The organism is Pseudoalteromonas sp. 2CM32C, assembly GCF_023161925.1.
Taxonomy (GTDB): Bacteria; Pseudomonadota; Gammaproteobacteria; order Enterobacterales; family Alteromonadaceae; genus Pseudoalteromonas; species Pseudoalteromonas marina.
In genome coordinates this window covers 140,583-153,045 of the sequence record NZ_JALNTI010000001.1, presented here as the reverse complement: position 1 = coordinate 153,045, position 12,463 = coordinate 140,583, and the positions used below count along the sequence as shown (strand labels likewise).

Sequence of the window (12,463 nt, the reverse complement as noted above, 5' to 3'; positions counted from 1 at the left end):
CAAATCAGGGTGGTGCTAGATTAAGCTTAATTGTAATTTCTATAATAATATTAGGCGTATCTGCTTGGTTTAATCAGCCAACTATTTTATAGAATGGCACCACAGCGAGTTTAGCGCTTGCTGTGGATTTCTCTATTTTCGTGTTTTTTATCGGCACTTTTTTTGAGTAAAACATAAGTCGCACCACTCCCTCCATGATGCCTCTGTGCAGTATGATATGCCAAAACCGCCGGTAATTCAGTTAGCCATTTATTTACAAAACTTTTTAGTATTCCTGGTTTAGTTTTATTTTTAATTCCTACACCATGCCTAATAAGCACCACGCGTACATTTTGCTGCTGACAGTCATTAATAAAATTAAAGAGCGTATTGCGTGCATTTTTAAGTAGCTGGCCATGAAGGTCTAAGGTCGCATCAACTTGATACTTTGCTAAACGTAAGTTTTTAAATACAGGGCCTTGTACTCCGTCTTTTTTAAAGCTTAATATAGCAAATGGTTCAACAAGCTCTACAGACTCTGTGCTTAAGTAGTTTTCATCTGTTGATAGAGTATTTTCGGCCGCTTGTCGCTTTTGTTGTTGCGCAAGTGAAGAATGAGGGCTGCTTGATAACGGTTTAATAGTATCACTGCTAATAGGGGTCACATCTTCCATAGAAGATAAAAACAAATCAAAATCAGATAAGGACATACCGAAATCTCAAAATAATGTAGTACGAGGTCAATATTATCTTAGTTCACCTAATTACCCAACCATTTTGATTTATACAATAAAAAAGCCCAGCAATGCTGGGCTATAAAATATTCTAGGGGAAATTGTTAGCTCTGAGTTACATTAAGTTGCCCAAATGTATAAACCTTAAACAGATAAAATGTATTGATCAATACTAAACTCATATTTGAAATAACACTCGACGACATAAGATCTAAGCTAAATGATAAAAATAACAGGCCACATGCACTTATGGCGGCTACGCGCAGTAATGTTATGTGGTTAATAAAGAATGCACCTAAACCTAGTGCAAGTAGTATCGTGTTTAAAAGCCAATCTAGCTCATTTAGCATGGTCGTTTCAATAGTTCAGTTGTTGAAAAAAGGAGCGCCATTATGGTGATCTTTTGCGCACCTTTCAACCAAGTAATTTTACATTTTTCAGATTAGTTTTATTAATGCTAAAAGTAACTTTTAATCGCTGAAATGAGACCGTCGTCAGCAATAACTTGATACTTTTGGCAGCTCTGAGGATTCTGTAAATCACTGCATAAATAAAGAGATTTACGCTTATCGTCAAACTTAGGATGTAAATGCGAGTCAACAAGCGTTGCACCGTATCCAAATACACCAGGCCAATAAATACTTTTGCTAACCATCCCTAATTTTTTATAGGTGAGTAAAGTTGGTTTTGGAAAAGCTATAATGATAACTGCAATAATAGCGAGCGTTATTAACAGCCCTTTTTTAGGTTTAGGGTTTTGGCTATTTAACTCTGTATCAATAGTGTGTTGTTTAGTTTGTGCCTGCCTTTGAGAAGCTGCCCGAGTTTTATTTTTTTGTGTTGTATTTTTTTTTGCCGGTGTTTTACCTAGCAAGGATTGTTTTTTTGGTGTTTTTGACATAAAGCAGATCTGGCCTTTTTTACATAGGTCTTTATAATTCAAATAGTAAATTTATATACTAAGCTAATTATTATAATAACGTAAAGTTAGCTTATAGCCTATGAGGAATGAAGATGGACACGCAGCTATCAATTTTAATAGTGGATGACGTTAGCACGGTGCGTAGTTTTTTGAGCCAAACGCTCATGCATCTAGGGATAGACAATGTAAAGGAAGCATCTACTGCCTCACAGTGTATTAGTGAATGCCAAGCAGCAAAATACAGTATGATTTTTTTGGATATTGAGTTACCGGATGGAGACGGAAAAGAATTAATTGCACAAATCAACGAGATGAGTCCAGAAACGAATGTAATTATGGTGTCTGCGCATTCAGCTGTTGAAAATGTAAAAGATGCCATAGATAAAGGCGCTAAAGGGTTTATCGTAAAACCGTTTACACCTAAAAAAATAGCAGCCATGCTTAAAAAGTTTTATCCAGATTTAGAAATTATGTAGTCCAAAAACTTTTAAGTAAAAAAAAACCGGCAAAAGCCGGTTTTTTATATTCTAACAAAAACAAATTATAGCGCTTTGATCTTAGCTGCTAAACGGCTCTTATGACGAGCTGCTTTGTTTTTGTGGATTAGACCCTTAGTTGCGTAACGGTCTAGGATAGGTGTAGCAACAGAAAAAGCTTGCTGTGCAGCTTCTTTATCGCCAGCTTCAATAGCAACAACTACTTTTTTGAAGTAAGTGCGCATCATTGAGCGACGGCTTGCGTTGTGCTGACGGTTCTTTTCGCTAGTGATAGCGCGTTTTTTTGCAGACTTGATGTTAGCCAAGGTTTGCTCCTAACAATCTTAAAATAAAGCTTAAATTAAAGGCCGTGGAATATGCCTGTTTCTATCATGAATGTCAATTAAATTTAACTATTCAAGAAAAACTGCTCCTTATAACGAACATTAATTTGCCGCTTTAGCAGTTAATGACGCTATTGTAACAAAGCACAGACCCCCAGCCTAGTGCTTTAAAGCGATTTATAAAAAAGACTGTGGCATAATCGCGTATCTTAGGGATTTTTAAGTAGGTTTAAGGTGTCAAAAGGTTTATTTCGCTCCGGTATGATTGTTAGTTGTATGACTATGATCTCGCGTATTTTAGGGCTCGTAAGAGATGCAGTTGTTGCCAATTTACTTGGCGCAAGTGCTGCGGCTGATGTATTTTTATTTGCTAACCGAATTCCTAACTTTTTACGTCGCTTATTTGCAGAAGGCGCTTTTGCACAGGCATTCGTACCCGTTTTAAGTGAAATAAAAGAGCAACAAGGTGATGATAAAGTTAGGCTCTTTGTTGCCCAAGCTGCAGGTACGCTGGGCACTATTTTATTGTTAGTGACTATTTTTGGTGTAGTGGCTTCGCCGGTTATCGCCGCTTTATTTGGTACCGGCTGGTTTATTGATTGGTGGCAAGGCGGCCCCAATGCAGAAAAGTTTGAGCTGGCCAGTTCGTTATTAAAATTTACCTTTCCGTATTTGTTGTTTGTAAGTTTAGTCGCGCTGAGCGGTGCGGTAATGAATGTTTACAACCGTTTTGCCGTTGCGGCATTTACCCCTGTGTTACTCAATATATCAATAATCACCTGTGCAATTTTTTTACATGATAAGTTCAGTGTTGGTGCATATGCCCTCGCTATAGGTGTATTTGTCGGTGGCATTGTTCAGTTGTTATTTCAATTACCTTTTTTATTCCGCGCTAAAATGTTGGCTCGCCCGCGTTGGGCTTGGCATGACGAAAACGTCAAAAAAGTGCGTAAGCTTATGCTGCCTGCATTGTTTGGCGTATCGATAAGCCAAATTAATTTATTACTAGATACTATGATTGCCTCGTTACTGATGACAGGTTCTATAGCATGGCTTTATTACTCAGACAGGCTAATAGAGTTTCCGCTTGGTTTATTTGGGATTGGTATAGCCACTGTCATTTTACCCGCACTCTCTAAATTGCACAGCAGTAAAAAATTGAGCGATTTTCAGCATACGTTAGATTGGGGAGTTCGCTTTGTAATATTTTTAGGTATACCAGCAATGGTTGGCTTAATGATAATAAGCCCACTTATAATTACGGTCCTATTCGATCATGGTGCCTTTAAAGAGGACAGTGTTGATCATGTAAAAGCGGTAAGTTTAGGTGTTGTAGCTTACTCTGTTGGGTTAGTTAGTTTTATGTTGATTAAAGTGCTCGCGCCTGGGTTTTATTCACGTCAAGATACTAAAACGCCCGTACGCATTGGTATTATAACCCTTGTGCTAAATATGGTATTTAATATTATGTTAGCCCCTTTTATAGGTTACTTAGGGTTAGCACTCGCTACATCAATGTCAGCCAGTTGTAATGCATTTTTACTTTATAGGCAGCTAAAAAAAGAAAATGTTTATCAGTTTTCTTCTATGAGTTTGCGTTTCACTATAAAGTGCATCGTTGCAAGTTTAGTCATGGGCTGTGTTACATGGTATGTAAGTAGTTACTATTTCTGGGCCTCGTGGGCTTTCGCACAACAAGTTATATTATTAATTGCCCTTGTTGTATTAGCAGGAGTTAGCTATTTTTCAATGCTCTTTTTAATGGGTGTAAGACTAAATACGATAAAAAGTGTAGCAATTACTGAATCAAACTAAAAAAAAGATTATAATCGGCAGCCTTGTGGCTTTTCCTTGATATAAGTCGTGATAATACTTGCTGAAAAAAGGCTTTAGGTGGCATGGAGTTAATTAGAGGTATACACAATATTCGCCCACACCATTTTGGGTGTGTGTTAACTATTGGTAATTTTGACGGCGTTCACTTAGGTCATGCGCAAGTATTAAAAGGCTTGTTAGCTGACGCAAAAGCACACAATTTACCCAGTACGGTGTTGTTGTTTGAGCCTCAACCTCAAGAGTTTTTTGCAAAAAATAATGCCCCAGCAAGGTTAACTCGCTTACGCGACAAGTTACGTTTATTAAGTGATTTAGGCATTGAACGTGTAATTTGTATTAGCTTTAACCAGCGGTTTGCAAATATGCATGCAGAACAGTTTGTAAACGAGATACTAATAAAAAAACTCGGTGTTAAAGCGTTAACGGTGGGTGACGACTTTAGATTTGGCCAACAACGTAAAGGTAATTTTAATTTACTTGTAAATATGGGCAAACAAGCAGGCATGGATGTACAAAGCACTGCGAGTTTTCATCAGTTAAATGCTAGAGTAAGTAGCACGTTAATACGTGAGGCATTGGCATGTGGCAACTTAGCCGATGCAAAAGTGATGCTTGGTCATAATTATGCGATTTCTGGGCGTGTTATACACGGTTGGAAACGAGGCCGTGAACTTGGCTTTAGAACTGCAAATATAGCGCTAAAGCGCCAAGTTTGCCCCGTGAATGGGGTATTTGCTGTGCAAGCGACTATTGCAGGGAAACAGGTTTTTGGGGTTGCTAATATAGGCAATAAACCCACATTTAATGGGACACGTGCACTTCTGGAAGTTCATCTTTTTGACTTTGCACAAGACATTTACGGACAATTTATGCACGTTGAGTTGATACAAAAACTCCGCGATGAAAAAAAATTCGAGACATTAACACAATTAACGGCGCAAATAGCAACAGACGTTGCCGCCGCTAAACAGTGTTTTGGTTTAAATCAGGTAGCCGATAGAGACGGAATGTAGGATAAATGAGCGACTATAAACATACTTTGAACTTACCGGAAACACCGTTTCCAATGCGTGGCAATTTGGCACAACGTGAACCAAAAATGCTAAAAGCATGGTATGAAGACGACCTATACGGTCAAATCCGCAGCGCTAAAAAGGGCAAAAAAACCTTTATTTTGCATGACGGTCCTCCATATGCGAATGGCGACATTCACTTAGGTCACTCAGTAAATAAAATTTTAAAAGACATTATTGTAAAGTCTAAAACCTTATCAGATTTCGACTCACCATATATTCCAGGTTGGGACTGTCACGGTTTACCAATCGAGCTAATGGTTGAGAAAAAAGTAGGTAAGCCTGGCGTTAAAGTAACTGCGAGCGAGTTTCGCGAAAAATGCCGCGCTTATGCTAAAAAGCAAGTTGAAGGTCAAAAAGTAGACTTTAAACGTTTAGGTGTGTTTGCCGATTGGGACAAGCCTTACCTAACAATGAATTTTGACTTTGAAGCGAATGCAATTCGTGTACTTGGTCGTATTATTAAAAATGGTCACCTACACAAAGGTGCAAAACCTGTGCACTGGTGTACTGATTGTGGCTCTGCATTAGCTGAAGCTGAAGTTGAGTATCAAGATAAACAGTCGCCAGCCATTGATGTGCGTTTTATTTTTGATGATCAAGACGCCGTAGTTAATGCATTTGATATGGCACAAGGGCATAAAGGTAAAGGTGATGTTGGTACTGTAATATGGACTACAACACCATGGACGCTTCCTGCAAACCGTGCAGTCGCAGTTCATGCTGATTTAGAATATGCATTAGTACAAGTTGAAGATGAAGGCGCTGAGCAGCGTTTAATTTTAGGTTCAGAGCTTGTAAAAGATGCTATGGATCGTTTTGGTTTTAATCATTACCATGTTTTAGGTTACGTAAAAGGTGCTGCACTTGAAAACTTGCAAGTAGCGCATCCCTTTTATGACTTTAATGTACCGGTGATTGTTGCAGAACACGTAACTACGGACTCAGGTACTGGCGTGGTGCATACAGCACCGGGTCATGGTCAAGAAGATTTCGTGGCAGGCTTAAACTATAACCTAGAAGTTGCTAATCCAGTTGGCGCTAACGGTGTGTATTTGCCTGATACGGAGTTATTTGCAGGCCAGCATGTATTTAAAGCTAACGCGAGCGTAATTGAAGTATTAAAAGAGCGTGGCGCTTTAGTGCATCACCATGCGCTTACTCATAGTTACCCACATTGCTGGCGTCATAAAACCCCTATTATTTTCCGTGCTACGCCACAATGGTTTGTTAGCATGGATCAGGCTAACTTACGTAAAGATTCACTTGCTGAAATTAAAAATACGCAGTGGTTACCAGAGTGGGGTGAAAGCCGTATTTCAAACATGGTCGAAGGTCGCCCAGATTGGTGTATTTCTCGCCAACGTACTTGGGGTGTACCCATTGCTTTATTTGTTGACAAAGACACCGGTGCATTACACCCAAATACCCAAGCGCTTATTGAGCAAGCTGCCGCATTAGTTGAGAAGTCAGGTATTCAAGCATGGTACGACTTAGATCCTGAAACCCTTCTTGGCGAAGAAGACGCTAAACAATACATGAAAGTGCAAGATACACTCGATGTATGGTTTGACTCAGGCGTGTCGCATGCGTGTGTTGTTGATGCTCGTGAAGAATTAGTAGGTCCAGCAGATTTATATCTGGAAGGGTCGGATCAACACCGTGGTTGGTTTATGTCGTCGATGATGACATCGGTTGCAATTAATGGTCATGCCCCTTATAAACAAGTGCTTACACATGGCTTTACTGTTGATGAAAACGGCAGAAAAATGTCTAAGTCACTGGGTAACGTTATCTCTCCACAAAACGTTATGAATAAGTTAGGTGCTGATATTCTACGTTTATGGGTCGCGTCTACCGACTACACGGCTGAAATGACTGTATCGGATGAAATATTTAAACGCTCTGCAGATCGCTACCGCCGTATTCGTAATACGAGCCGTTACTTATTAGCTAACTTAAATGGTTTTGATCCTAAAACAGATCAGGTTGCTGTTGACGATATGGTTGAGCTTGATAAGTGGATTGTTGGCCGTGCAGCACAGTTACAAGACGAGATTTTAGCTGCTTACGATAGCTACCAAATGCTATTAGTTACGCAAAAGCTAATGAACTTCTGTACGGGTGAGCTTGGTTCGTTCTACTTAGATGTAATTAAAGACCGTCAGTACACAGCTAAGAGCGACAGCCATGCACGACGTTCTTGTCAAACTGCGCTTTACCACATTGCTGAAGCAATGACGCGTTGGATGGCACCAATTATGAGCTTTACAGCACAAGAAATTTGGGAAGCTTTACCTGGAGAACGTAGCGATTACGTATTTACATCAGTATGGTATGAAGGTTTACAAGCACCAACAAATACCCAGTTTAGTAATGATGACTGGCAAGCAATTTTAAACGTACGTGACGAAGTGAACCGTTTATTAGAAGCGGCACGTAAAGAAGAAGTTATTGGTGCGGCTCTTCAAGCTACAGTTAATTTATTTGCGGGCGAAGAGCTGGCAAACAAATTAACAGCATTGGGTGATGAGTTGCGTTTTGTACTGCTAACGTCAGCTGTTAATGTAGCGCATGTTGATAGCCAGCCTGCAGATACGCAAGAAACAGAAATTGAAGGTTTGTACATTAGTGTTGCAGCAACAGATGCCGCCAAATGTGAACGTTGTTGGCATTACAGCGACGATGTAGGTATTGAGCCTGCTCACCCAGAAATTTGCGGTCGTTGTGTTAGTAATGTTGATGGCGAAGGCGAAAAGCGTCAATTCGCTTAGGGGATGTTTTTAGTGAGCAAACTAGCCCAAAAAAGTGGTTTAGTGTGGTTATGGTTGAGTCTATTGCTTTTAGCAATAGACTTTGCCAGTAAAACACTTGTTGTAAATACTATGGCTTATAGCGAGTCTATTAATTTACTACCTGTTTTTAGTATTACCTATGTGCATAACTATGGTGCTGCTTATAGTTTTTTAAGTGATGCTGGTGGTTGGCAACGTTGGTTTTTAAGCGCAATTGCAATTGCTATAAGTGCCTTATTGGTGTGGTGGCTAAAAAGATTACCCGCAACTAATAAAGTGTTATGTGGTGCTTACTCGTTAGTGCTTGCTGGCGCTATTGGTAATTTATACGACCGTATTGCTTACGGTTATGTAATTGACTTTATTCACGTATTTTATGAAGACTCACATTTTCCAGTATTTAACTTTGCTGACTGTGCTATTTGTGTAGGCGCGGCATTGTTATTATTTGACGCCTTTACAGGTGAGAGTCCGAAGGAGCATAAAGCATGAGCCAAGCTGTAATTAGTGAAAACTCGCAAGTTATTTTTCATTTTTCTATAAAACTTGAAGATGGCTCTGCCGCTGATTCAACTAAAGTGCACAACAAACCTGCAAAGTTAACAATGGGCGATGGCAGCTTAACGGCAAATTTTGAGAAGTGCCTATTAGGTTTAAGCGCAGGCGAAAGCAAAACGTTTGAATTAGAACCTGAAGATGCATTTGGTCAGCCAAATCCAGATAACATTTATTATGTTGATCGTAGTAAATTTGGCGCAGAAACACCTGCGAAAGTAGGTGCTATTATTGCGTTTACTCAACCTGATGGTACAGAGCTTCCGGGCTTAGTGCGTGAAGTGCAGGGTGAGTCGGTTACTATTGATTTTAACCATCCGCTATCTGGCCAGCGTTTAACATTTGAAGTTGATATTATTGAGGTAGAAGGCTAATGGATATTTTATTAGCTAACCCACGCGGCTTCTGTGCAGGCGTTGATAGAGCAATTAGTATAGTAGAGCGCGCTTTAGATATTTTCGAAAAGCCAATTTACGTACGTCATGAGGTTGTTCATAACAAATATGTTGTCGACGGCTTAAAAAACCGAGGCGCAGTGTTTGTAGAAGAATTACACCAAGTACCAGACGACAGCATTGTTATTTTTAGTGCGCATGGTGTATCTCAAGCGGTACGCTCTGAAGCCAAGCGCAGAGAGTTAAAAGTATTTGATGCGACTTGTCCGCTTGTAACTAAAGTACATATGGAAGTAACCCGCGCAAGCCGTAAGGGTATAGAATGTATTTTAATTGGCCATCATGGTCACCCCGAGGTTGAAGGCACCATGGGGCAATACGACAATGATGCTGGCGGTATTTATTTAGTAGAAACCGTAGACGATGTTATTGCACTTAATGTTAAAGATGCAGAAAACTTGTTTTATTGTAGTCAAACAACGCTCTCTGTTGATGACACTGCTGATGTAATTGATGCATTACGAGATAAATTTCCTGCAATTGACGGCCCGCGTAAAGATGATATTTGTTACGCGACTCAAAATCGCCAAGATGCTGTTCGCGACCTAGCTGATAAGGTTGATGTATTATTAGTTGTTGGTGCGAAAAATAGCTCAAACTCAAATCGCTTGCGTGAACTTGCAGATAAAATGGGCACAACGGCTTACTTAATTGACGATGCTACTGATGTACAAGAACAGTGGGTTTCAAGTGCTAATTCAGTAGGGGTTACGGCTGGTGCGTCAGCACCTGAAGTGCTTGTACAGCAGGTAATAAGTCGTTTAAAAGAGTTGGGTGGAACACAAGTTGTAGAAAACCCAGGTGAAGAAGAAAATATCGTATTTGCTGTTCCTGTGGAGCTGCGTTAATCTATATAAATTAATTATTTAGATTACAAGGAGAGCTGTGATGAGCAAAGCGCCTCAATCGGATGTATTGCTTTTTTCAGCTCTTTTTAATGAGCGAGGTGTGCTTGCTTCGCTTGTTGTCACTCAAGTGATTGCGGTTGTTTTAGCATTTTCTCCGCATGCTCAGGGTGATATATGGCTTAGGCTTGGAATAATTAGCCTATTTTTACATTTAATTGTTTTATCAAGTACTTCCTCGTTATATATAGCTCGGCACTTTTTACAAAAGCGTACACGTGCCCTACAACTTTCGCTCTTTTTTGTTTCTTTTTTATTATTTACCAGCCTATTCAGTGTTTTATTTTCGCGCTTTGCGTTTGATATAAATACAACTGAACACCTTATTTATTTTGTTATTCAAAATACTATTATTGTTGCATTTTTGGTTGCTTTATTTGTGCAGTTTTTGCTTATCTATGCTGAAAAAGAGCAACAAACTAAGGCACTTTCCCGTGCTGAGTTAGACGCTTTGCAAGCACGAATTCGTCCACACTTTTTATACAACAGCTTAAATACAGCGGCAGAATTAACGCATCACGATGCCGCGGCTGCAGAGCAAGCTATTTTAGCATTAGCTGCATTGTCACAAGCGGCAATGCGTTCAGGGCAAAGCGTGCAATTAAACGATGAGGTAACACTAAGTAAGCAATATATTGCCTTAGAAACTTGGCGCTTTGGTGAGCGATTAAAAGTTAATTGGCACATTCCCTCAGATTTACCAGCATTAAATATACCGTGTTTAACACTTCAGCCATTAATTGAAAACGCAGTATGCCACGGTGTTGAAACAAGTGAAGACGGCGCGACAATAAATGTAGAGCTGCATATCACCACCGGCTATATAACAATGATTGTTTCAAACCCAATTACAGCTTCAAAGGAGCAGACTAGGCCTAATAATGGAATGGCACTTGATAATATTCGCCAGCGTTTAAATATTTATTATAAAAATAAAGCGCAGCTTACTATTACTAATAGGGATGGCGTATACAGGGTGAAAGTCGTTATTCCTAAACATATTGAGAATAGCGTATGAATGTACTGATTGTTGATGATGAACCATTAGCTAGGACGCGATTAAAACGGCTTTTAGCAGTTGACAAAAGCATAGTGATAAAAGCAGAGGCAGCGAATGGGAATGAAGCGTTAGAGCTTGCTAAAAAGTATAACCCTGATTTAATTTTTTTAGATGTCGATATGCCAGGAATGAATGGCTTAGAGGTAGCGCATAAGCTAAACAGAATGCCTTTACCACCCGCTATTGTGTTTGTTACGGCTCACCCAGAGCATGCATTAGATGCCCTGCAATTAAGTGCTGCGGGATATCTAGTTAAACCTATTACCGACCAATCTTTAAGTAAAGTGCTAGATCAGCTAGGGCGTTTAAATAAAGCGCATGTGCAAAAACAGCAATCAGCTAAAATTAGTTACCAGGTGGCAGGGGTTATAAAAAGTGTAGAGCTTGACAGCATTATTTATTTTATCGCGCAGCAAAAATACACAAACATGGTTTTTGAAGGTGGAGAAGCCTTTATAGAGCAGAGCTTAAAACAGTTAGAGCTACTTTACCCCGCCCAGTTGTTACGAATTCATAGAAATACCTTAGTAAACAAAAGTAAGCTGCTATGTTTGAAAACACAAAATACAGGGGTACATACAATAGAACTTGTTGGTTGCAAAGAGCACTTAGCTGTAAGCCGACGGGAACTAAAAGCAGTTAAAGATATATTAAATGCCTAGCTGTTAACCGTTTATCAACAAATCCTACCGCTTATCCTAGTAAGTATTGAATCTAAATTTTAATGCCATAAACTTACAATCAGACAATTTTTTATTTGGTTTTGGTATGCAATCGTCTCAAACAAAATTTCAAAAAGGCTTCACACTAATTGAAGTACTTATTGCATTTATAATTTTAAGTTTTGGCTTATTAGGGGCCGTGGCTTTGCAAGCTAAAGCTAAGCAGGCAAGTTTTGATTCTATGCAGCGAGCTGCTGCTGTTGCGCTAGGAAACGATATTATTCAACGTATTCGTGCAAATGATACACCGCAATTAGTTGGGCTTTACGCTAAAACATTTAATAGTGAAACCTCTACAACAACGTCTCAAACTTGCTTCACAGCAAGCTGCAGTGCAGCGCAAGTTGCAGCTTTAGATTTAGAACAATGGAAACGCGCGATTAGGGCGCGAGAAAATACAGGCGCCTTAGATGATGCAACTGTGTGTATTAGGCCAACAGCAGTTGGTGGCTCAGGTGGTAAAGCATTTAATTTAGAAGTGATTATTTCATGGCAAGGCAGACAAGAATTTACAGCCAATGATGCAACAGCCGCAATTGAGTGTGGCGAATCAGACAAAAAGCGCCGTTTAGTGGTTTTAACTAGTTACATTTATCTTAGGAGTTAA

General features: G+C 39.5%; 14 protein-coding genes. 10 read left to right on the top strand and 4 right to left on the bottom strand.

Annotation, left to right across the window (positions count from 1 at the left end):
- Window positions 1-110 precede the first annotated feature (110 nt).
- The 3 genes from smrA to MTF67_RS00705 form a co-directional block, all read right to left on the bottom strand.
- Window positions 111-689 carry a DNA endonuclease SmrA gene (gene smrA, locus MTF67_RS00715; RefSeq protein WP_039036601.1) on the bottom strand — a complete coding sequence of 193 codons (579 nt, stop codon included), beginning with the start codon at window positions 687-689 and terminating at the stop codon, window positions 111-113.
- Between the two features lie 128 nt (window positions 690-817).
- Window positions 818-1,063 (bottom strand): hypothetical protein, encoded by a 246-nt coding sequence (locus tag MTF67_RS00710; protein ID WP_006792771.1) that lies wholly within the window; start codon window positions 1,061-1,063, stop codon window positions 818-820.
- Window positions 1,064-1,170: 107 nt separating this feature from the next.
- Window positions 1,171-1,614: a hypothetical protein gene (locus MTF67_RS00705; RefSeq protein ID WP_039036602.1), complete on the bottom strand. Its 444-nt coding sequence runs from the start codon at window positions 1,612-1,614 to the stop codon at window positions 1,171-1,173.
- A gap of 113 nt (window positions 1,615-1,727) precedes the next feature.
- On the opposite strand from MTF67_RS00705, the gene MTF67_RS00700 reads away from it, so the two are divergent.
- Entirely contained in the window at window positions 1,728-2,111 is a 384-nt protein-coding gene (locus MTF67_RS00700; RefSeq protein ID WP_006792773.1) for a response regulator, read from the top strand.
- Between the two features lie 65 nt (window positions 2,112-2,176).
- Here the strand turns inward: MTF67_RS00700 and rpsT are convergent, their stop codons facing one another.
- Entirely contained in the window at window positions 2,177-2,437 is a 261-nt protein-coding gene (rpsT, locus tag MTF67_RS00695; RefSeq protein WP_006792774.1) for a 30S ribosomal protein S20, read from the bottom strand.
- Between the two features lie 252 nt (window positions 2,438-2,689).
- Here rpsT and murJ point away from each other — a divergent pair, with 252 nt between their 5' ends.
- The 9 genes from murJ to pilV all read left to right on the top strand — a co-directional run bounded on the left by murJ (window position 2,690) and on the right by pilV (window position 12,463).
- Window positions 2,690-4,270 carry a murein biosynthesis integral membrane protein MurJ gene (gene murJ, locus MTF67_RS00690; RefSeq protein ID WP_268747284.1) on the top strand — a complete coding sequence of 527 codons (1,581 nt, stop codon included), beginning with the start codon at window positions 2,690-2,692 and terminating at the stop codon, window positions 4,268-4,270.
- Between the two features lie 83 nt (window positions 4,271-4,353).
- Entirely contained in the window at window positions 4,354-5,304 is a 951-nt protein-coding gene (gene ribF / locus MTF67_RS00685) for a bifunctional riboflavin kinase/FAD synthetase (RefSeq protein WP_006792776.1), read from the top strand.
- A 5-nt stretch (window positions 5,305-5,309) separates the two neighbouring features.
- Entirely contained in the window at window positions 5,310-8,138 is a 2,829-nt protein-coding gene (gene ileS / locus MTF67_RS00680; protein ID WP_248518465.1) for an isoleucine--tRNA ligase, read from the top strand.
- 12 nt (window positions 8,139-8,150) lie between these two features.
- A complete protein-coding gene (gene lspA, locus MTF67_RS00675) occupies window positions 8,151-8,651 on the top strand; it encodes a signal peptidase II (protein WP_010555931.1) in 501 nt (166 codons plus the stop codon).
- Window positions 8,648-9,088 (top strand): FKBP-type peptidyl-prolyl cis-trans isomerase, encoded by a 441-nt coding sequence (gene fkpB / locus MTF67_RS00670; RefSeq protein WP_039036603.1) that lies wholly within the window; start codon window positions 8,648-8,650, stop codon window positions 9,086-9,088. The genes lspA and fkpB overlap by 4 nt, the downstream gene beginning before the upstream one ends.
- On the top strand, window positions 9,088-10,017 hold the full coding sequence (gene ispH, locus MTF67_RS00665; protein WP_039036604.1) for a 4-hydroxy-3-methylbut-2-enyl diphosphate reductase: 930 nt from the start codon (window positions 9,088-9,090) through the stop codon (window positions 10,015-10,017). Before fkpB ends, ispH begins: the two co-directional genes overlap by 1 nt.
- A 40-nt stretch (window positions 10,018-10,057) precedes the next feature.
- Complete coding sequence (locus MTF67_RS00660; protein ID WP_039036605.1) at window positions 10,058-11,092, top strand: histidine kinase; 1,035 nt, start codon at window positions 10,058-10,060, stop codon at window positions 11,090-11,092.
- Window positions 11,089-11,796: a LytTR family DNA-binding domain-containing protein gene (locus MTF67_RS00655; protein WP_010555933.1), complete on the top strand. Its 708-nt coding sequence runs from the start codon at window positions 11,089-11,091 to the stop codon at window positions 11,794-11,796. Before MTF67_RS00660 ends, MTF67_RS00655 begins: the two co-directional genes overlap by 4 nt.
- Window positions 11,797-11,902: 106 nt before the next feature.
- Window positions 11,903-12,463, top strand: a complete 561-nt coding sequence (gene pilV / locus MTF67_RS00650; RefSeq protein WP_008132554.1) for a type IV pilus modification protein PilV — start codon at window positions 11,903-11,905, stop codon at window positions 12,461-12,463.

What these genes read in the sequence shown, in the direction of transcription:
- smrA (WP_039036601.1), bottom strand. Translation starts at nt 689, where the DNA reads ATGTCCTTATCTGATTTTGATTTGTTTTTATCTTCTATGGAAGATGTG.
- MTF67_RS00710 (WP_006792771.1), bottom strand. Translation starts at nt 1,063, where the DNA reads ATGCTAAATGAGCTAGATTGGCTTTTAAACACGATACTACTTGCACTA.
- MTF67_RS00705 (WP_039036602.1), bottom strand. Translation starts at nt 1,614, where the DNA reads ATGTCAAAAACACCAAAAAAACAATCCTTGCTAGGTAAAACACCGGCA.
- MTF67_RS00700 (WP_006792773.1), top strand. Translation starts at nt 1,728, where the DNA reads ATGGACACGCAGCTATCAATTTTAATAGTGGATGACGTTAGCACGGTG.
- ribF (WP_006792776.1), top strand. Translation starts at nt 4,354, where the DNA reads ATGGAGTTAATTAGAGGTATACACAATATTCGCCCACACCATTTTGGG.
- ileS (WP_248518465.1), top strand. Translation starts at nt 5,310, where the DNA reads ATGAGCGACTATAAACATACTTTGAACTTACCGGAAACACCGTTTCCA.
- fkpB (WP_039036603.1), top strand. Translation starts at nt 8,648, where the DNA reads ATGAGCCAAGCTGTAATTAGTGAAAACTCGCAAGTTATTTTTCATTTT.
- ispH (WP_039036604.1), top strand. Translation starts at nt 9,088, where the DNA reads ATGGATATTTTATTAGCTAACCCACGCGGCTTCTGTGCAGGCGTTGAT.
- MTF67_RS00660 (WP_039036605.1), top strand. Translation starts at nt 10,058, where the DNA reads ATGAGCAAAGCGCCTCAATCGGATGTATTGCTTTTTTCAGCTCTTTTT.
- MTF67_RS00655 (WP_010555933.1), top strand. Translation starts at nt 11,089, where the DNA reads ATGAATGTACTGATTGTTGATGATGAACCATTAGCTAGGACGCGATTA.
- pilV (WP_008132554.1), top strand. Translation starts at nt 11,903, where the DNA reads ATGCAATCGTCTCAAACAAAATTTCAAAAAGGCTTCACACTAATTGAA.